The organism is Clostridium sp. (genome assembly GCF_026168755.1).
Classification (GTDB): domain Bacteria; phylum Bacillota; class Clostridia; order Clostridiales; family Clostridiaceae; genus Clostridium.
Window position 1 is genome coordinate 1 of record NZ_JAPFDR010000042.1, and the last position, 20,354, is coordinate 20,354.

21 protein-coding genes, 2 tRNA genes and 1 rRNA gene are annotated in these 20,354 nt (G+C 28.3%); 21 read left to right on the forward strand and 3 right to left on the reverse strand.

Annotated features, from left to right (window positions below; translation table 11 throughout):
- From rrf to Q0Y03_RS12395, 3 genes are all read left to right on the forward strand, one after another.
- A 5S ribosomal RNA gene (rrf, locus tag Q0Y03_RS12385) occupies positions 1 to 103 on the forward strand; the annotation flags it as partial.
- 5 nt (positions 104 to 108) lie between these two features.
- Positions 109 to 184, forward strand: a tRNA-Phe gene (locus tag Q0Y03_RS12390).
- 5 nt (positions 185 to 189) lie between these two features.
- Positions 190 to 264: transfer RNA gene (locus Q0Y03_RS12395), tRNA-Cys, on the forward strand.
- A gap of 189 nt (positions 265 to 453) precedes the next feature.
- Here Q0Y03_RS12395 and Q0Y03_RS12400 read toward each other — a convergent pair.
- Complete coding sequence (locus Q0Y03_RS12400; RefSeq protein WP_297714122.1) at positions 454 to 1,398, reverse strand: magnesium transporter CorA family protein; 945 nt, start codon at positions 1,396 to 1,398, stop codon at positions 454 to 456.
- 228 nt (positions 1,399 to 1,626) lie between these two features.
- On the opposite strand from Q0Y03_RS12400, the gene Q0Y03_RS12405 reads away from it, so the two are divergent.
- The 10 genes from Q0Y03_RS12405 (at position 1,627) to Q0Y03_RS12450 (ending at position 9,375) form a co-directional block, all read left to right on the forward strand.
- Positions 1,627 to 2,109 carry a hypothetical protein gene (locus tag Q0Y03_RS12405; RefSeq protein WP_297714123.1) on the forward strand — a complete coding sequence of 161 codons (483 nt, stop codon included), beginning with the start codon at positions 1,627 to 1,629 and terminating at the stop codon, positions 2,107 to 2,109.
- A 193-nt stretch (positions 2,110 to 2,302) separates the two neighbouring features.
- Positions 2,303 to 2,530 (forward strand): sigma factor G inhibitor Gin, encoded by a 228-nt coding sequence (locus Q0Y03_RS12410; RefSeq protein ID WP_297714124.1) that lies wholly within the window; start codon positions 2,303 to 2,305, stop codon positions 2,528 to 2,530.
- A gap of 34 nt (positions 2,531 to 2,564) precedes the next feature.
- Positions 2,565 to 3,242, forward strand: coding sequence for a thymidylate kinase (locus tag Q0Y03_RS12415; protein ID WP_297714125.1), 678 nt, complete (start codon positions 2,565 to 2,567; stop codon positions 3,240 to 3,242).
- Between the two features lie 181 nt (positions 3,243 to 3,423).
- On the forward strand, positions 3,424 to 3,759 hold the full coding sequence (locus Q0Y03_RS12420; RefSeq protein WP_297714126.1) for a cyclic-di-AMP receptor: 336 nt from the start codon (positions 3,424 to 3,426) through the stop codon (positions 3,757 to 3,759).
- 24 nt (positions 3,760 to 3,783) lie between these two features.
- Positions 3,784 to 4,716 (forward strand): DNA polymerase III subunit delta', encoded by a 933-nt coding sequence (locus Q0Y03_RS12425; RefSeq protein WP_297714127.1) that lies wholly within the window; start codon positions 3,784 to 3,786, stop codon positions 4,714 to 4,716.
- Between the two features lie 2 nt (positions 4,717 to 4,718).
- Positions 4,719 to 5,624, forward strand: coding sequence for a stage 0 sporulation family protein (locus Q0Y03_RS12430; RefSeq protein ID WP_297714128.1), 906 nt, complete (start codon positions 4,719 to 4,721; stop codon positions 5,622 to 5,624).
- A 12-nt stretch (positions 5,625 to 5,636) separates the two neighbouring features.
- On the forward strand, positions 5,637 to 5,840 hold the full coding sequence (locus Q0Y03_RS12435) for a heavy-metal-associated domain-containing protein (RefSeq protein ID WP_297714129.1): 204 nt from the start codon (positions 5,637 to 5,639) through the stop codon (positions 5,838 to 5,840).
- Between the two features lie 107 nt (positions 5,841 to 5,947).
- A complete protein-coding gene (locus tag Q0Y03_RS12440) occupies positions 5,948 to 6,118 on the forward strand; it encodes a 4Fe-4S binding protein (protein WP_297714130.1) in 171 nt (56 codons plus the stop codon).
- A 249-nt stretch (positions 6,119 to 6,367) separates the two neighbouring features.
- On the forward strand, positions 6,368 to 6,823 hold the full coding sequence (locus Q0Y03_RS12445) for a CtsR family transcriptional regulator (protein WP_297714131.1): 456 nt from the start codon (positions 6,368 to 6,370) through the stop codon (positions 6,821 to 6,823).
- A 113-nt stretch (positions 6,824 to 6,936) separates the two neighbouring features.
- The gene (locus tag Q0Y03_RS12450; RefSeq protein WP_297714132.1) at positions 6,937 to 9,375 is read left to right on the forward strand and encodes an ATP-dependent Clp protease ATP-binding subunit; all 2,439 of its coding nucleotides are present in this window, start codon (positions 6,937 to 6,939) and stop codon (positions 9,373 to 9,375) included.
- 68 nt (positions 9,376 to 9,443) lie between these two features.
- Here the strand turns inward: Q0Y03_RS12450 and Q0Y03_RS12455 are convergent, their stop codons facing one another.
- On the reverse strand, positions 9,444 to 9,605 hold the full coding sequence (locus tag Q0Y03_RS12455; RefSeq protein ID WP_297714133.1) for a hypothetical protein: 162 nt from the start codon (positions 9,603 to 9,605) through the stop codon (positions 9,444 to 9,446).
- A gap of 136 nt (positions 9,606 to 9,741) precedes the next feature.
- On the opposite strand from Q0Y03_RS12455, the gene Q0Y03_RS12460 reads away from it, so the two are divergent.
- The 4 genes from Q0Y03_RS12460 to disA all read left to right on the forward strand — a co-directional run bounded on the left by Q0Y03_RS12460 (position 9,742) and on the right by disA (position 13,860).
- Positions 9,742 to 10,464, forward strand: a complete 723-nt coding sequence (locus Q0Y03_RS12460) for a GntR family transcriptional regulator (protein WP_297714134.1) — start codon at positions 9,742 to 9,744, stop codon at positions 10,462 to 10,464.
- Positions 10,461 to 11,192 carry a glucosamine-6-phosphate deaminase gene (nagB, locus tag Q0Y03_RS12465; RefSeq protein ID WP_297714135.1) on the forward strand — a complete coding sequence of 244 codons (732 nt, stop codon included), beginning with the start codon at positions 10,461 to 10,463 and terminating at the stop codon, positions 11,190 to 11,192. Before Q0Y03_RS12460 ends, nagB begins: the two co-directional genes overlap by 4 nt.
- 155 nt (positions 11,193 to 11,347) lie before the next feature.
- The gene (gene radA / locus Q0Y03_RS12470) at positions 11,348 to 12,739 is read left to right on the forward strand and encodes a DNA repair protein RadA (RefSeq protein WP_297714136.1); all 1,392 of its coding nucleotides are present in this window, start codon (positions 11,348 to 11,350) and stop codon (positions 12,737 to 12,739) included.
- A gap of 56 nt (positions 12,740 to 12,795) precedes the next feature.
- On the forward strand, positions 12,796 to 13,860 hold the full coding sequence (gene disA / locus Q0Y03_RS12475) for a DNA integrity scanning diadenylate cyclase DisA (protein ID WP_297714137.1): 1,065 nt from the start codon (positions 12,796 to 12,798) through the stop codon (positions 13,858 to 13,860).
- Positions 13,861 to 13,928: 68 nt separating this feature from the next.
- Here disA and Q0Y03_RS12480 read toward each other — a convergent pair whose 3' ends face one another.
- The gene (locus Q0Y03_RS12480; RefSeq protein ID WP_297714138.1) at positions 13,929 to 14,327 is read right to left on the reverse strand and encodes a DUF1573 domain-containing protein; all 399 of its coding nucleotides are present in this window, start codon (positions 14,325 to 14,327) and stop codon (positions 13,929 to 13,931) included.
- Between the two features lie 251 nt (positions 14,328 to 14,578).
- Here Q0Y03_RS12480 and Q0Y03_RS12485 point away from each other — a divergent pair, with 251 nt between their 5' ends.
- From Q0Y03_RS12485 to cysS, 4 genes are all read left to right on the forward strand, one after another.
- Positions 14,579 to 15,694 (forward strand): PIN/TRAM domain-containing protein, encoded by a 1,116-nt coding sequence (locus Q0Y03_RS12485; protein ID WP_297714139.1) that lies wholly within the window; start codon positions 14,579 to 14,581, stop codon positions 15,692 to 15,694.
- A 12-nt stretch (positions 15,695 to 15,706) separates the two neighbouring features.
- Positions 15,707 to 16,381, forward strand: coding sequence for a 2-C-methyl-D-erythritol 4-phosphate cytidylyltransferase (gene ispD / locus Q0Y03_RS12490; protein WP_297714140.1), 675 nt, complete (start codon positions 15,707 to 15,709; stop codon positions 16,379 to 16,381).
- A 433-nt stretch (positions 16,382 to 16,814) separates the two neighbouring features.
- Positions 16,815 to 18,524 (forward strand): proline--tRNA ligase, encoded by a 1,710-nt coding sequence (locus Q0Y03_RS12495; protein ID WP_297714141.1) that lies wholly within the window; start codon positions 16,815 to 16,817, stop codon positions 18,522 to 18,524.
- Between the two features lie 33 nt (positions 18,525 to 18,557).
- Positions 18,558 to 19,958 (forward strand): cysteine--tRNA ligase, encoded by a 1,401-nt coding sequence (gene cysS / locus Q0Y03_RS12500; protein ID WP_297714142.1) that lies wholly within the window; start codon positions 18,558 to 18,560, stop codon positions 19,956 to 19,958.
- Positions 19,959 to 20,354: the final 396 nt, after the last annotated feature.

Below are 20,354 nucleotides of genomic sequence, written 5' to 3' on the forward strand. Positions count from 1 at the left end.
CGTAGAGGAAACACTCCTTCCCATTCCGAACAGGAAAGTTAAGCTCTACAGCGTCGATGGTACTGCACGGGAGACTGTGTGGGAGAGTAGAACGTTGCTAGGTAATGTGGCTCGATAGCTCAGTCGGTAGAGCAGAGGACTGAAAATCCTCGTGTCCCTGGTTCGATTCCTGGTCGAGCCACCAGATATGGCGCCATAGCCAAGTGGTAAGGCAGAGGTCTGCAAAACCTTTATTCCCCAGTTCAAATCTGGGTGGCGCCTCCAAGAAAAACCTACAAGTAATCTTGTAGGTTTTTTTGTTATTAAGTTTTATAAAAACTTTTAATAATAAAATTTAATTTATTCACAATTTAAAAAATAAAAAACTATCCACATATAAAAATAAAATATCCACAGCAAAATTTAATCTGCATGTGGATATTTTATTATTTTTATAAATAATTTTAATTTATATTAACTAAACATATCTTTTTTATATAATATAAAAGCAGTAACGCCAGTTAAAAGTATTGTAAGAAACATAATAATTTCAAATCCGTTAGGATTATTTTCTAAAGGTAATGCAACATTCATACCGAATATACCACCTATAATAGTTGGTATAGCCATTAATATAGTCACAGATGCTAATACTTTCATTACAATGTTAAGATTATTAGATATTACAGAAGCAAAGAAATCCATGGTACTAGATAAAATATTGCTATAAATATCAGTCATTTCTATAGCTTGCTTATTTTCTATTATTACATCTTCTAAAACATCTTGGTCATCTTCATATTTTTGCATAATTTCTAATTTTAACATTTTTTCAAGAGTTACTTCATTTGCTTTAAGAGATGTAGAAAAATAAACAAGAGATTTTTCTAATGAATGTAGTTGAATAAGCTCTCTATTTTTCATAGATTTATGAAGTCTTTTTTCAATCATTACACTTTTTTTATCAATCTGTCTAAGATAGATTAAATAATATGTAGATATTCTATTTAATATTTGAAGAATGAACCTAGACTTTTTAAAAGAGAAAAATGATTTTACTCTACCATTAATAAAATCTGTTATTATTCTACTATTTTTTAAGCAAATAGTTATTATTTCTTTCTCAGAATGAATAATTGCTAAAGGATATGTATCATAGGTTAAGGAATTATCCTCCATTTCTGTAAAGGGGATATCTACTACAACTAATGTAAATCCGTCTTCAAAATCAATTCTAGAAGTTTCTTCGTCATCTAAGGGTGCTCTTAAAAAACTTAAAGGAACACCAGTTTTTTTTGAGATTAAAATTAATTCTTCTTCTGAAGGCGCAACTATATTTATCCAACATCCATTTTCAATGCTATCTAATACTTGTAGTGATGAATTGGTTTCACTTATACTTTTGTATATTTGAATCATAAATATTACCTCGCTATTAATAAATGAATTATATATTAAGATTATATCACAATAATCTAATAATAATGCCTAATAGTCAGATTTATAAAGATAATGTAATATATTTATTAAATAATGGACAAGATATACAAATAATCCAAAATTCAAGGGTTGTAATTAGCTTTAGAAAGTTAGTATAATCAGAATATTGTTATATGAAATAATATAGATTATTTAGAGGAGTTTCCAATGATGTATAAGGAAATTAAAGAAGGCAAGAAGACTATTGCAATAATTATATCGTTATTAACAATTACTGTAGCTTTATACATATATGAATTTTCTAGAATGACTTTTGGAAAAAATGTTACTAAAGGGTTATGGCTAGAAGTTATTTTGGGGATATTAACATTAATAGTACTTATTAAAGAAACTAAAAAGTGTAAAATGGCATATAAGTATTTTGTTATATCAGATAAGCTTATAATTAATAAGATAAGTAGTAAAGTAGAAGAGAATGTTGAAAGCTTAAAGATAAAAGATATAATTTACATTGGAGAAAAAGCTAATGTTCCTAAGGAATATAGTAAATGCAAATGTAGTAGACATTATATTAGAAAATTTGATAAAAATAAAAAGTTTTTATGTATATATAGAAAGCACGGGGAGATATATAAATTTATTTTTGAGCCTAGCGATGCTTTAGTAGCTCGCATAAAACACTCAATATAGAATAAATAAAAAGTGAGATGGTAATAGACTATCTCACTTTTTGTTTTAGAAATTAGAAAATATAAGATATTAATATTAATGTATTGGATTATAGTATATTAGTACAAGTAAAAAATTTAAGGAAAATTATAATTAGACAAGTATAGAGTAGAAAGAATAGGACAGAATTTATTAATAAAGGGAGGAGAATATTATGGATATTAGTATTAAAGATATATGGAGAGATTCTAAAAAATATTGTATAATATGTGAGAAAGAAAGTAAAAATAGCGGAATTCAAATAATGAATAGTTTTATTTGTGAAGAATGTATACAAAAAATTAATGTCATGGATGTTAATAGCAAAGAATATGATAGTATAAAAAATAAAGTTAAAAAGGCTATAGCACCAAGAATTTTAGATTTAAAAGATTTAGAGTAATAAATCTATTTAAAAAACGAAAGGAAGAGCAAGGATGGGTAAAGGAAAGTTAATAATTATAGAATCAGGTTCGGATGCTAGTGGAAAGGCTACTCAATCTGAGAGGTTATATGAAAGATTGAGTAGTGAGGGCAAGAAGTGCATGAAAATTACTTTCCCTGATTATAAAAGTGATTCTTCAGCCCTTGTAAAGATGTACTTGAATGGTGACTTTGGAAAAAATCCTAATGATGTAAGTCCATATATCTCATCTACTTTTTATGCAGCTGATAGATATGCTTCGTATAAAACTAAGTGGGGAGAATTTTATAATAATGGTGGAATAATAATTAGTGATAGATATACAACTTCTAATATGGTGCATCAAGCAGCTAAGATAGAAAGTCCTGAAAAGGAAAAATTTCTTGAATGGTTATATGATTTGGAGTTTAATATATATGGAATTCCAAGACCCGATGAAGTAATATTTTTAGATGTTGAGCCAGAGGTAAGTCAAGAACTTATGAAGAATAGAATGAATAAAATTACTGGACAAGAAGATAAGGATATACATGAAAGCAATAAAGAGTATTTAATTAATTCTTATAATAATTCACTATATATTGCAGATAAATATAACTGGAAGGTTATAAAATGCACTAAGGATGGTAAGTTAAGAGCTATAGAAGATATAAATAATGAGATTTATGATAATATAAAAAATTATATATAATATTCAATAAGAGTTATTTGAGGTTAAGTTATTTAATAGAAAAAGAATATTAATTTCAAATAACTTTTTTTATTGAATTTAATATAATAAATTATTTAAAGAGAAAATTTAGTAAACTATTATATATTTATGATAAAATATAATTGAATAAATTATTAACTTATTAGTGGAGGTATGTGGTATGAAGTTGGTATTAGCTATAGTTCAAGATGATGATGCTATGGATTTAATTGAAGAACTTACTGATAAGAATTTTAGAGTAACTAAATTGGCTACAACTGGAGGTTTTTTAAAATCAGGTAATACAACTTTAATGATGGGGGTTGAAAAAGAAGCAGTTAAAGATGTTGTTAAAGTAATTGAAGATGTATGCAAGAGAAGAAAAGAGATGGTTTCTGCACCTACGCCAACTACTATTGGAAGTGGTTCAGGGATGTATATGCCTTATCCAATTGAAGTAGAAGTTGGTGGAGCTACAGTATTTGTTTTAGACGTTGACCAATTTTATAAGGTATAGGTAAGTTAATAAAGAGGTGATTGTATGAGAAAATTTATAGGATATGATACTTTAATTAATAATTTTAGAAATAGATGCATGAATAACACTCTTTCTCATGCTCACCTCATAGCAGGGGCAGATGGCATAGGGAAAAGCAAATTAGCTAATATATTAGCTAAATTAATATTAAATGGTGAGATTGATAGAGAATATGTTGATATTATAAATTATAGAAGTAATAAGGCTTCTTTTGGAGTAGATGATGTAAGAAATATAATTGAAGAAGTATCTAAAAAACCATTTGAGGGAGATAAGAAGGTAGTTATAATACATGAAGGAAATAAATTAACTATTCAGGCTCAAAACGCACTTTTAAAAACTATAGAAGAACCACCAAAAGGTGTTTACATAATAATATTATGTGAAAGTTTAGAATTAATTTTAGATACTATAAAATCTAGATGTGAAATTTATAAATTGACTCCTTTAACTAAGGAAGAGCTATATGAATATATAAGAATTAAAGAGTTTAATTATAATGAAAGTGAAATAAAGTCAGCTATTGCATTTAGCGAAGGGATTCCGGGAAGAATAGATAGGTATTTTAATGATGATACTTTAAAAGATCTTAGAAATAAAATAATAGATTTAATAAAAGATTTAAATAAAAATAAGGTTGAAGTTATATTACAACATGAAGAAAAATTAAATGGGTTAAAAGATAATAAGGAAGAAGTATTAAATATTTTAAGTGGGTTTATAAGGGATATATTAATACATAAGGAAGTTGAAAATAAGGATTTTATCATAAATGGAGATAAAATTGATGATATAAATGAGCTGACTAAAGCAATGTCATTTAGAAAGCTAAATAATATGATAATGACGATAGAAGAAGCAAGGAAAAACATTAAAAGTAATGTTAGTTGGGCAATGATATTACGTGTAATGTTGATTGGCTTTATGGAGGGTTAATAATGATAAAAGTAGTCGGGGTTAGATTTAAAAAAGCTGGGAAAATATATTATTTTGATCCGGCAGATATGGATATACAAAAAGGTAGTTATGTAGTAGTTGAAACTGCAAGAGGTGTTGAATTTGGAGAATGTGTAATTGGAATAAAAGAGATAAGTGAATATGATATAGTTGCACCCTTAAAAAGTGTATTAAGAATAGCTACAGAAGAAGATATAAATAAACATTTTAAAAATAAGGATAAGGAAAAAGATGCCTTTGAGGTTTGTTTAAAAAAAATTAAAGAGCATGGATTAACTATGAAGCTTATAGACGTAGAATATACATTTGATAATAATAAAGTAATATTCTATTTCACTGCGGATGGAAGAGTTGATTTTAGAGAGTTAGTTAAAGATTTAGCTGCAATATTTAAAACTCGTATTGAACTAAGACAAATAGGTGTTAGGGATGAGGCTAAAATGCTTGGTGGACTTGGGCCATGTGGAAGAACACTGTGCTGCTCAACATTTTTAGGGGATTTTGCATCTGTTTCTATAAAAATGGCAAAGGAGCAGAATTTATCTCTTAATCCAACGAAGATTTCAGGAATTTGCGGAAGACTTATGTGTTGCTTAAATTACGAGCAAAGCACTTATGAGGATATTAGAAAGAGAATGCCTAAAGTAGGCTCAATTGTTAAGACTAGTGAAGGAACTGGAGAAGTATTTTCAAATAATATAGTTAAAGAAAGTGTTAAAGTTAAGCTTAGAAAAGGCGAAGAAGAGATTCTAGAGGAGTTCAAGATAGAAGATATTGAACTTATAAAAGGACATTATGAAGATTCTATAGATGATGATGATATAAAATTAGAAATAGAATCAGAAGAAGATAGAAAGTTAATTAAGGATCTTATAAAGGGGAACTAAGGAGGAAAATTAATGAAAGCACTACTTAGAATTTATAATTTAACTACACATGAGGATATTATTAATATTAGAAATGTGGTTAGTAATTATGAAGGTATTCTTGCGTGTGAAATTAATTTAAATAGAAAAGAAGTTAATGTAGTATATGATAGCTTAAGTGTATCTATAGATGAAATAATGACTTCTATTGAGAATGTAGGATATATGGTAATTTAACGAAAAAACATCCATGGAAAAATAGTGATTAACTTTTACTTTAAAAAGAAAAAGTTGTATGATAAAATAATAGTGTTACTTAGTTAAGTATGGGGGAGGTGCTTTTAATGGCATATTCAATTAATGATTCATGTGTTAACTGTGGTGCTTGCGCAGCAGAATGTCCAGTTAACGCTATAAGCCAAGGGGATACTCAATTCATTATTGATGCAGATACTTGTATCGATTGTGGAAACTGTGCAAATGTTTGTCCAGTAGGAGCTCCAGCTGAAGCTTAATAAAAATTTAGAGTCGTCAATTTGACGGCTCTTTTTTTATGAACCAATATTTAATTTGTAACAACTACAGAATGTTTAAGAAAAATAAATTCGGGGACAATAGGAGGTATAGTAATAGCAATTATTATTAGTTTAATATATATTAGTATATTTACCTAATAATAAAGGAATTATTACATAGACATTAAAAAAAAAATTATATATAATTAAAGTCAAATAAGGTCAAAGTGCGTTTAGGAAGGTGAAATTGTGGCAAGAATTTCAGATATAATAGCTCAATTTATTAATGAGATGATAGAAGATGAAAAAAATAAGGAGGTAATTATACAGAGGAATGAATTAGCAGATAAGTTTAATTGTGCACCATCTCAAATTAATTATGTTTTAACAACAAGGTTTACTACCGAAAAAGGATACTTAATTGAAAGTAGAAGAGGTGGAGGCGGATATATAATAATCAAAAGAGTAGAATATAATAATAAAGAAAAACAATTAGATGCAATAAATGAAGCTATTGGAAATAGTATAACTTATAGTTCCGCGGTATTGTTAATTGAACATTTATATGATACGGATTTAATAACTAAGAGAGAAGTTGAAATTATTAAAATGTGTATAAATGATAGAACATTAGGGAGTGTCGAAGATAGAAATAAGCTAAGAGCAGAAATACTTAAGGGTATTATAATGGTTATTTTATCATAATAATTATAATAGATATAAGAAAATAATTATGGTAAAAGGGTTGGGTCATATTTATAGAATATAGAAATAATTTATATAGCAATCTATATTAAATTATATTTGGAGGTGACACTATGATTTTTGGGAGATTTACAGAAAGAGCACAAGTTGTTTTAGTAGAAGCACAACAGGAGTCTCAAAATTTCAAGCACGGGTATATTGGTACTGAACATGTTTTATTAGGAATATTAAAAGAAAATGGATATGCAGGTCAACTTTTATCAGGAAAAGGAATTACTAGTGAGAAGATAAGAAAGATGACTGAAGAGTATTTAGGATTTGGGGATGATGAAGTTTCTAATGGAGAGATGTTATTAACTCCAAGAGCGAAGAGATTATTTGATGATAGTTTAGATATAGCAAGAAAATATGGGCATAGTTTTATAAATCCAGAACATATATTAATGGCCCTTGTAAATGAAGGAGAAGGAGTTGCATATACTATTTTAACAAGTGGTAGAATTGACTTATCAGTAGTTAAACAAGAGTTAGATAAATATATATCTGGAAATGAGCTTAGGGAGAATAAAAAATCTATACAAAAAGAGAAAAAACAAAATAAAACACCGGTATTAGATCAATATAGTAGGGATTTAACTCAAATTGCAAAAGAAGGCAAATTAGATCCTGTTATAGGAAGAGATGAAGAAACTCAGAGAGTATTAGAGATTCTTTGTAGAAGAATAAAAAATAATCCTTGCTTGATAGGTGAGCCTGGTGTTGGGAAAACTGCTATAATAGAAGGTTTAGCTCAAAAAATAATATCAGGAGATGCGCCAGAAAGCTTGAGAGATAAAAGACTATTAACATTAGATATAACATCAATGATTGCTGGAGCTAAATATAGAGGTGAATTTGAAGATCGTTTAAAGAAAGTAATGAATGAATTAAAAAATGAAGAGGATATAATAATTTTTATAGATGAAATTCATACTATAGTTGGTGCAGGAGGAGCAGAAGGAGCAATTGATGCTTCTAATATATTAAAGCCAGCATTGGCTAGAGGAGAAATAAAGTGTATTGGTGCCACAACAATAGATGAATATAGAAAACATATAGAAAAGGATGCTGCGTTAGAGAGAAGATTTCAAACTGTTAATGTAGAGCCTCCAAGTAAAGATGAAACTTTAAATATACTATTTGGATTAAGAGATAAATACGAATCACATCATAAAGTTAAAATTACAGATTCAGCTTTATATATGGCAGTTGATTTAGCAGATAAGTATATAAGTGATAGATATATGCCAGATAAGGCTATTGACTTAATAGATGAAGCTGCTGCAAAAGTTAGAATATCAAGATTAACTCTTCCACCTGAGATTAAGAAAAAGGAATTAGATATAGAGAAGGTTATTAGTGAAAAAGAAGATACTATAAGGAATCAGGACTTTGAAAAGGCTGCAAACTTAAGGGATAAAGAAAAACGATTAAAAGAAGAGTTTGAAAAAATTAAAAATGAATGGAGAGCTCATAGTTGTACTGAGGTACAAATTGTTGATGAAGATGATATCGCAAAGGTAGTAGCAATTTGGACTAAGGTTCCAGTAGAGAGGTTAACAGAAAAAGAATCAGATAAGCTTTTACATTTAGAGGAGACTTTAAGAAAAAGAGTTGTTGGTCAAGAGGAAGCCATAAAGGCATTGGTTAGAGCAGTGAAGAGAGCAAGAGTTGGGCTGAAAAACCCTAATAGACCAATAGGAACATTTATTTTCTGTGGTCCTACTGGTGTTGGTAAGACAGAGCTTTGTAATGTTCTAGCAGAGGTTATGTTTGGTAAGGTAAGCAATTTAATTAGAATTGATATGTCTGAATATATGGAAAAGCATTCTGTTTCAAGATTAATTGGAGCGCCTCCAGGATATGTAGGATATGAAGAGGGTGGGCAATTATCAGAAGCTGTTAGAAGAAAACCTTATTCAGTTGTATTATTAGATGAAATTGAAAAGGCACATCCAGATGTATTTAATATTTTACTTCAAATAATGGAGGATGGAAGATTAACAGATGGAAAAGGTAAAACAATAGATTTTAAAAATACAATAGTTATTATGACATCTAATGTAGGAGCTCAAAAAATAAAGAGTCAAAGAAAAGTTGGCTTTGATACGTCAGCGAATTCAATACATGCAGAATACGAAAAAATTAAAGATGTAGTATTAGAAGAGCTAAAGAAAGCATTTAAACCAGAATTCTTGAATAGGGTAGATGATACTATAGTATTCAATCAACTTAAAGAAGAGGATACATTAGAAATAGTAAATATAATGCTTAAGGATACTATTAAAATATTGAAAGAAAAAAATATTGATTTAATTTATGATGAAGATTTAAATAAATTCCTTGTTACTAAAAATAAAAACTTAGAATTTGGAGCTAGACCATTAAGGGGAATAATAAATCGGGAAATAGTAGATAGATTAAGTGATGAACTATTAAAGGGTGATATTAAGGTAGGAGATAAATTAAAGGTTGAGTGTAAAGAGGAAGGCGTGATTTTTTCACATAGATAGAATTTATTAAAGATTTATTTCAAAAAGTAAGGTAAAGCACCTTACTTTTTGATTATAAAATAATAATATTATTTTAAAGAGTTTTCATTGTTTAAATTAGAGTTTATAACCATATTTTCTAAGGAGTCAATAGAATAATTATCTAGAGAATCATTAGATAAATTTTTAGGTTTATAATTATTAAGAATATTTTTAGAAGGAACATTATATAAATAAGATTTATCTATCAAAATATCATCTCCTTGTAATTTATATAGATAGCATTTCCAAATAATAAATAAATATTCATATTTATAATTTAAAAAATATCAAACTGGTATAGACAACTATATATATATATCATATAATGAAATTGGGAGTGATAATATGATAGATAAAAATAGTCCAATACCAGTGTATTATCAATTAAAAAATGATTTTATAAAGAAAATAGCTAATGGAACTTGGAAGGCTGGAGAATGTATTTCAAGTGAAAGAGAACTTTGTGAGATTTATGGTGTCAGTAGAATGACAATAAGACAAGCTATTGGAGAGTTAGTACAAGAAGGAATATTAACAAGAAAAAAAGGTAAAGGCACTTTTGTATGTGAGCAAAAGGTAAATCAAAAAGATATGATGAGCTTTACGGAAATGATAAAGCAAAGTGGTAGAGTATTAGAAACTAAGGTAGTAGAGTTTGAAATTATAGATACACCAGAAGATATACAGGATATCTTTATATTAGATAAGTTATATAAAATAACAAGAAAAAGAATAGTAGATGATGAGTGCATAGCATTAGAAACTGTATATATACCAGTTGATTATTGTGGGAATGTAAATAAAGAAATGTTAGAAGGGTCTTTATATAAGGTTTTAGAAGGCTTTGGATATTTAATTACAAATTCTAATTCATCTATAATAGCAGTTAATGTTAATGATGAGATAAGAAATTTGTTAGAGTGTGAAAAGGATGAACCTATATTAAAGGTGATTAGTAAAACTTTTACAAGTGCAGATAAGCTTCTATTTTTAGAAGAAGCATTTTATAAATCAAATAAATTTACATTACAAGTAAATATTTCAAGAAAAGAAGGAGAGATATTATGAAATTAATAATTACTAAAAATTATGAAGAATTAAGTAGAGCTGCAGCAGAGGAGTTTGCTAAGGTTATAACTGAAAAACCAAATGCAGTTTTAGGGTTAGCTACTGGGGGATCACCAATTGGAATGTATAAAGAGCTAATAAAAATGTATCAAAATAATGAATTAGATTTTTCAAAAACTACTACAATAAACTTAGATGAGTATGTAGGATTAAATCCTGAACATGAGCAAAGTTATAGATATTTTATGAATGAAAATTTATTTAAGCATATTAATATAGACATTAAAAAAACTTTTGTTCCTAATGGTTTAGCAGAAGATTTACAGAAAGAATGTTTAGAGTATGATAAGAAAATACAAGAGTTAGGAGGCGTAGATATTCAATTATTAGGTGTTGGAAATAATGGTCATATTGCATTTAATGAACCAGATGATGAGTTATCTGTAGGAACTAATGTAATAACTTTAACTCAAGATACTATTGAAGCAAATGCTAGATTTTTTGAGAATGTGGATGATGTCCCAAGACAAGCTGTAAGTATGGGATTAGGTGGAATAATGAAAGCTAAAAAGATAGTTCTTATTGCATCGGGAGAAAGCAAAGCTGAAGCCATTAAAGGATTATTCTCAGGTAAGATTTCAACAGACAATCCAGCATCTATGTTACAAATGCATAGGGATGTTATCGTAATAGTTGATGAGGAAGCTGCGAAGCTTATTGAAAAATAAATAAAATATAGAAATAAGCCATAAGATTTAGGGAATATCTTATGGTTTATTTTTATATTTTTTTATATTTTTTATATTTTAAGTATGTTATATTATATAGAGTAAATTGGAATTAAAATGAGAGTAGATTTAAAATAGATAGAGTGGTGAAGAAGATGGCAAAGATAAAATCCGTATTTATATGTCAAGAATGTGGATATGAATCACCAAAATGGATGGGAAAATGTCCAGATTGTAGTAATTGGAATACTTTTACTGAAGAGCAAATTGTTCAACAGAATAAATCTGCAAAAGAGTCGATAAAGGTAAGACAATTATCTAAAAAACCAATTAAAAAGTTGTCTGAAGTTACTTCTAGTAAAAGTGATAGAATTGTGACAGGAATAAGTGAGTTTGACAGAGTAATGGGAGGTGGGATTGTTAAAGATTCCATTACTATAATAACAGCAAGACCAGGAGCAGGAAAGTCAACTTTATTGTTACAGGTAGCTGATAACATTGCTAGGTCTGGACATAAGGTTATTTATGCATCTGGAGAAGAAAGTGATAGTCAAATTAAAAATAGAGCGGATAGGATTTTAGATAAAATTAATGATAATATTTGGGTTGTTCAAGAAACTAGTATGGATAATGTTGTAGATGCTGTGAATGAAATAGATCCAGATTTATTAATAATAGATAGTATACAAACATTTACTATGGAAAATGCATTACCAGCAAGAGCAGGTTCTCCTACCCAAACAATGGAATGTGCTAATGAACTATTAAGAATTGCAAAAGATGATAAAAGACAAAGAGCGGTAATTATAGTTGGTCAGATGACAAAGGCAGATGAATTAGCTGGGCTTAGAGCGTTAGAACATTTAGTTGATACTGTATTAATTATAGAATGTGATACTGACGAAGAGTTAAGAGGATTAATTAGTTCTAAAAATAGATTTGGAAGTACAGGTGAGACTGGATTTTTCCAAATCTCTGAAAAGGGAATGATGTCTATTGATAACCCGTCAGAATTTTTTATGACTAAAAGAGAAGATGGAGAAATAGTATCAGGAAGTACATTAACAGTTATAAAAGAAGGGTCTAGACCTATAATTACAGAAGTAGAGAGCTTAGTTTCAAAAACATTTACACCATACCCTACTAGAATAGGTGAAACATTAGGAAAAGATAAATTGAATACTTTAATATCAATTTTAGAGCAAAGAGGTGGAATAAATCTTTATGATAAAAATGTTATTATAAAGACTACAGGAGGAATGCGAATTAAGGAACAAGGCATTAATTTAGCTGTAATTATGAGTATAGTTTCATCTGTAAAGCAAAGGGGAATAGAGGCAAATATTGCATTTATAGCTGATGTTGGTTTAACTGGTGAGCTTAAGAAAGTTCCATCTATAGAAATAAGAGTAAAAGAATTAGCAAGAATGGGATTTAAAAAGGTATATGTGGCTAAGGATTCTTTTAGTAAAGAAGTCAAAATACCTAATATAAAAATAATGTCAATGAAAACTCTAAATGATGTTATAGCAGATGTATATAAATAGGTGTAAAATATAATTATTATAGAAAGTATGTGAAAGTAATAGATTAGGTGATTAGCATGAGAATTAAGGATGATAATGAAATAAAAAATATACTAAAAATAGTTAGTCCTGGAACAAATCTAAGGGAAGGACTAGAAAATATTTTAAGAGCTAAAACTGGTGGATTAATAGTTTTAGGTGATTCTGAAGAAGTAATGAATATAGTAGATGGGGGATTTAATATAAATGCAGAGTATACCCCAGCATATATTTATGAACTAGCTAAGATGGATGGAGCGATAGTATTAAGTCAGGATTTAAGAAAAATAGTTTGTGCTAATGCACAATTATTACCTGATCCATCTGTAACAACCTATGAAACAGGAACAAGACATAGAACGGCACAAAGAATAGCTAAACAAACTGATAATATAGTTGTAGCTATATCACAAAGAAGAAATATTATTACAATATACAAAGGAGATATAAAATATATATTACAGGATAGTAGTGTAATACTAGCAAGAGCCAATCAAGCTATTCAGACTTTAGAGAAATATGTTAATGTTTTAGAGCGTGTTATAAATAACCTAAATATTTTAGAGTTTCAAGATTTGACAACTGTTTTTGATGTGGTAACTGCAATTCAAAGAACTGAAATGGTAATGAGAATAGTTGAAGAAATAAAAAGATATATTTTAGAGCTTGGAAATGAAGGTAGACTTATTTCTATGCAACTTAATGAATTAATAAGATATATAGAAAGAGATGGGATACTTCTAATTAGAGATTATTGTGGAGAAAACACAGATCATAATACTATATATAAAGAAATTCAAAAGTTAAATTCAGAGGAACTAGTAGATTTAGAAACTATCGCAAAAGTTCTTGGGTTTGGTGGGGTACCATTAGTAGATACATTAATTTCGCCAAAGGGATATAGAATATTATTTAAAATTCCAAGAATACCAACTAACGTAATTGAAAATTTAATAAAGCATTTTAATAAATTGAAATATGTAATTGCTGCTACAAAGGATGAACTAGATCAAGTTGAAGGTATAGGTGAAGCTAGAGCAACTGCTATAAGAAGTGGATTAAAGAGAATAAAAGAGCAAATTTATTTAAAGAAAGAAATTTAATAAATATTTGGAATATTAATAGAAATATTGGTAAAAATATATAAGCAGGTGTAAACCTGCTTATATATTTATCTAAAGGTAAATTTACCTAGGGTGGTAATTTTATCGCTTTCTTTTAATAGAACGTCGTAAAGGTTTATATCAAGAATATTACAAAGAGAAGTAAGATAGAACAAATTATTACCAATCTCTCTTTCTATAACTTCACGGCAACTTTCACATAAGCAACCATCCATATGAGTTTTTAAGCACTCAGATAAATCTTCCAATGAGTTGTCTTCATTTGGCAAACATTGCTTTTTTGCATTTACTTCAATGCAACCACAGTTTGTAACAGCTTTGGCTACTGCTCTGTTAATTCTAGAACTAGACTCTGTATATTTAGTAAGAACATCTAGAATACTTTTGTGTCTTAATAAAGATTCACTGACGTCATTTTGAAAGCTATCAAATATAATGTCTTTCACTTGCCTCAACTCCTTAGAAATATAATCCTTATATAAATTATAAGTATTTTCAGATAATTTTGTCAACACAACTATTATATGTGTTGTTTAATATTATAATAAACAACCTATGTGTATTTTAATAGGGGGTATTATTATTAAATTTTAACTTTAAAATTTAAATACTTGTAATAGTAATATTAATATTATGGTATAATAAAAATGGTTATTTATAACTATTCTGTATAGCTTTTAAAATAGGAGGTGAATTTATGTTTAAAAAATGGCTAAAGATAATTTTTACTCTTTTAGGATCAGTTATTGGATATATTGTTAGTGAAGGAATATTAATTGTAGTTAGAGGATTTAAAATTCATATTATTAAGGGTACAATGGCAACTACTATATTTTATATTTTTTGTATGTTATTATTCGGAATTATTTTTTATCTTATTTCACCAGGATTATATAAATTAATATCAAAGATTATAGATAAAATGGAAAAAAATATTCAAAGATTAAGTGCACAAGAATTAATTTTTGGTAGTTTAGGTATTTTAATAGGATTAATTATTGCAACATTTATAGGAGCGCCTGTTTCAGGAATATTTTCAGGAATAAATCCTTCTATAGGGCCTATAATATTTGTATTATTAGAATTAATAGCAGCAATAATTGGAGCAGAAATATTTATAAAAAAGAAAGAGGATATTTCTTCAGCTTTATTAATCTTTAAAAGAAGTAGTTTAAGAGAAAAGGACAAGGAAAAGAAAAGTAAAGGTATTGCGAGGAGTTCTGCTAAGGTATTAGATACATCAGTCATAATTGATGGTAGAATTTTTGATTTATGTAAGACAGGGTTTATAGAAGGTACTTTAGTGATACCGAGTTTTGTCTTAGATGAACTTCGTCATATATCAGATTCTTCAGATTCATTAAAGAGAAATAGAGGAAGAAGAGGATTAGATATATTAAATAAGATACAAAAGGAATTAGAAATTGAAACTGAAATTTGGGAAGGTGATTTTAAAGAAATTGCTGAAGTTGATAGTAAACTATTAAAGTTAGCTCAAAAATTAAATGGAAAGGTTATAACTAATGACTTTAATTTGAATAAAGTTGCAGAGTTCCAAGGTGTGCCTGTTTTAAATATAAATGATTTAGCTAATGCTATAAAATCAGTTGTACTTCCAGGTGAAGAAATGAAGATTGTAGTTATAAAAGATGGTAAAGAGTCAGACCAAGGAATTGGATACCTAGATGATGGAACTATGATTGTAGTTGAAGGTGGAAGAAAGTTTATTGGAGAAGAAATTTTTATAATAGTTACATCTGTTCTTCAAACATCTGCTGGAAGAATGATATTTGCAAAACCAAAAGATAATTAAAGGAGAAATCTAATGATAAGTGCTATTATTTTAGCTGGAGGAAAAGGAAAGCGAATGAATTCCTCTATAAGCAAACAGTTTATTGAAATAAAAGGAAAACCTATTATTTACTATACTATTAAGAAATTTAATGATAATAAAAAAATAGATAATATAGTAGTTGTTTTATCACAAGAGGAAATAGAATATTTTAAAGAAAAAATTTTAAAGAAATATGACCTTAAAGTTGATAAAATAGTTATTGGTGGAGATGAAAGACAGGATTCTGTATATAATGGACTTGAAAGTTTAGAGAATAGTGGAACAGATATAGTATTAATTCATGATGGAGCAAGACCATTTATTTCAGATAGAATAATAGATGATGGTATAAAATACGCAACTATTCATGGGGCATGTGCACCAGGTGTTATGCCTAAGGATACTATAAAGATTAAGGGAAAAAGTAATTTTTCAATTGATACTCCTAATAGAGAGACATTAGTAGCTATTCAAACACCACAAGTTTTTAAGTTTAGAGAAATTTTAGAGTGTCATAAAAAAGTTAAAATAGATAAAGTAGTAGTTACTGATGATACTATGGTAGTTGAAAGATATGGAAATAAAGTATACCTTTATAATGGAGAATATACGAATATAAAGGTTACAACACCAGAAGATTTAATTTTAGGAGAAAAGCTGATTTAATTTCAATTCCATTATATTGACATAGTTTTTTTTAGATTATATAATTAATTAATCAAAAAAAATATATTACTTAAAGCAGTGACAAAGAATAGTAGAAATCGCCTTTTCAGAGAGAAAATCCATTGGCTGTAAGATTTTCAATAGATTTTGAACCAGCTTTCGAGTTGTAGGTAAAAACTATCGGTTTAATACCGTTATCATTATTAAAGCACAAATTTAGGTGGTACCGCGGATATAAGTTCGCCCTAATTCTATATTAGGGTGAGCTTTTTTTATTAAAAACTAATTAATAAAAAGAGTTTAACTAAAGATTAGAAATAAAATTGTACAAAATTTAATAAGTTGATGTTAATATAACTTTTAATTAGCTAATGGTATAACTGTTTATAAATATGAAACTATAATATTAAATATAGAGTCTGGAGGAAAAATTATGAAAATGTCAAATATGTTAGTATCTACATTAAGAGAAGTACCAGCAGAAGCAGAAATAGATAGTCATAAGCTTATGCTTAGAGCAGGTATGATTAGAAAAATGGCTGCAGGTGTTTATAACTATATGCCAATAGGTCTTAAGGTATTAAAAAATATTGAAGAAATAGTAAGAGAAGAAATGAATGCTGCAGGTGCACAAGAATTTTTAGCTTCAGCTGTATTACCAGCTGAATTATGGCAAGAGTCAGGTAGATGGGACGTTTATGGAGATGAAATGTTCAGATTAAAGGATAGAAATAATAGAGATTTTTGTCTTGGGCCAACACATGAAGAGGTATTTACTGATATAGCTAGAAATGAAATAAAATCATATAAGCAATTGCCAGTAAATCTTTATCAAATTCAAACTAAATACAGAGATGAAAGAAGACCAAGATTCGGAGTTATGAGATCAAGAGAATTCATAATGAAGGATGCTTATAGTTTTGATAAGGATCAAGCAGGATTAGATTTATCATATGATAAGATGCATGATGCATATGTAAAAATATTTAATAGATGTGGAATAGATGCTAAATGTGTTGCTGCTGATTCTGGTGCAATTGGTGGATCAAATTCAGCTGAATTTATGGTTAAATCAGAAGTTGGTGAAGATGATGTAGTATTCTGTTCAGCTTGTGATTATGCTGCAAATATAGAAAAAGCAGAAGCAACACCAGAAAAAGCAGAAGTAGAAGAGTTATTAGAAATGGAAAAAGTTGCAACTCCAGATAGCAGAGGAATAGATGAAGTTTCAAAATTTTTAAATGTATCTCCAAAGAAAACAGTTAAACTTTTAATGTTTAATATAGATGGAAAAATAGTTGGGGTAGTTGTTAGAGGAGATAGAGAAGTTAATGAAGTAAAAGTTGCTAATGCAGCAAATGCTTCAGGTGACATAGCTATGGCTTCTCATGAAGAGTACAAAAATGCAACTGGATGTGAAGTTGGATTTGGTGGGCCAGTAGGATTAAAAGTAGATTTATTATTAGTTGATGAAGAAGTTAAGTATATGTACAATATGATTCTTGGAGCTAATGAAACTGGATATCACTTAAAGAATGTTAACTATGGTAGGGATTTTGAAGGTACTGTAGGAGATTTCAGAAATATAGAAAGTGGAGAAAAATGTCCTGAATGTGGAGCTGAAGTTACTATAGCAAGAGGAACTGAAGTTGGGCATATATTTAAATTAGGAACTAAATATTCAGAAGCTATGAATGCTACATTTATAGATGAAAACGGAAAAAATACACCATTTGTAATGGGATGCTATGGAATAGGTGTTACAAGAACAATGGCATCTATAATTGAACAACACCATGATGAGAATGGTATAATATGGCCACTTTCAGTAGCACCATATCATGTTTCAGTTATTCCAGTAAATATTAAAGATGAAGCTCAAATGGAAATAGCCAACAAATTATATGAAGAATTAAGAAAAGTTGGTGTAGATGCTATATTAGATGATAGAAATGAAAGACCAGGAGTTAAATTTAAAGATTCAGAACTAATTGGAATTCCAATGAGAGTTACTGTAGGTAAGAAGATAACTGAAGGTGAAGTTGAATTTAAATTAAGAGATGGTGAAATGGAAGTAATAAAAATTGATGATGTTATTTCTATTGTAAAATCTCAATTTGAAAAGAATAATATAAGATTATAAAGTTTAAAAAATATAAAAAGGAGGGATTGTTAAATGAAAATATATAATTCTTTAACTAGAAAAAAAGAAGAATTTGTTCCACTAAAGCCAGGGAAAGTTAGCATGTATGTTTGTGGGCCAACTGTTTATAATTATTTCCATATAGGTAATGGTAGAACATTTATAGTTTTTGATACTATAAGAAGATATATGGAATACAGAGGCTATGAAGTTAATTTTGTTCAAAATTTTACTGATATAGACGATAAGATGATAAATAAAGCTAATGAAGAAAATACAACAGTAAAAGAGATTGGTGACAAGTATATTTGTGAATACTATAAAGATGCTGATGGCCTTAATATTAAGAGAGCTACTACTAATCCAAGGGCAACTGAATATATCAGTGAAATAATTGAATTTGTTTCTGGATTAATAGAAAAAGGATATGCATATGAAGTAAATGGAGATGTTTATTTTAGAACTAAAAAGTTTGAAGGATATGGGCAGCTTATTGGTCAAAATCTAGATGATTTGCAAGCTGGAGCTAGAATAAATGTTGATGAAAGAAAAGAAGATCCAATGGACTTTGCCATTTGGAAGGCACAAAAACCAGGTGAACCTGCTTGGGAATCTCCATGGGGATTAGGAAGACCGGGATGGCATATTGAATGTTCATGCATGGCTAAGAATTTACTTGGAGATACAATAGACATACATGCTGGAGGGATGGATTTATCATTCCCTCATCATGAAAATGAAATTGCTCAAAGTGAAGCTTTAACTGGAAAGAAATTTGCAAACTATTGGATGCATGCAGCATTTTTAAATGTTAATAATCAAAAAATGTCTAAGTCTTTAAATAATTTCTTAACTGCAAGAGATGCATTAAAACAGTATGATGCAGATGTAATAAGATTCTTAATGTTATCAGGACATTATAGAATTCAACTAAACTTTAGTAGTGAGTTATTAGAATCGGCAAAGGCTTCTGTTGAAAGATTATATAATGCTATAGGTAATTTAGAAAATTTAATATTAGAAGTTAAAAATGAAAAAATGACTGATGAAGAAGTTAAGTATTTAGAATCATTAGGTACGTATAGACAAAGATACATCGAAAAAATGGATGATGACTTTAATACTGCAGATGCTATTTCAGTTCTATTTGATTTAATAAGAGATATTAATAGTAATGTGGGAATAAATTCTTCTAAGGAGTTATGTGAAAAGGCTTTAGAATTAATAAGAGAATTAGGGTTACCTTTAGGAATTTTACAAAAAACAACTAAAGGTAATTTAGAAGTTGAGATTGAAGCTTTAATAACTGAAAGACAACAAGCAAGAAAAGATAAAAACTTTGCTTTAGCTGATAAAATAAGAGATGAACTAAAGGCTAGAGGTATAGAGCTTTTAGACACTCCACAAGGTGTTAGATGGAAAAAAGTTGATTAATATAAGTGACAAGTTATAGATTGCAAATGTAAATTAAGTTTTAAGGATGTTTACTAAAAGTTTTAAGATAATAAATAAAGTCAGCAATGCTGGCTTTATTTATGTAAATTTATCATTTGTTAATATAGACTTGTCATTAATTTAATATAGGCTAATTTAAATATAATATAGAAATTGAGGCTATTATATTAATGAAGATACTTTTTATGGTTTATAAATAGATAGTGTAAAGTTTCGTATGAAAAAATAGCCTATAGCTAATTTTTAATAATAATTAAAAAATAACGTTGTAATATCAACTAAAATTTAAAAATTGGATATGACAAAAAGACCTTCGGTATCGGAGGCAAAAATAAAATCAATATTTAGTTTTATAGTTTATCAAGAAGTTTTAGA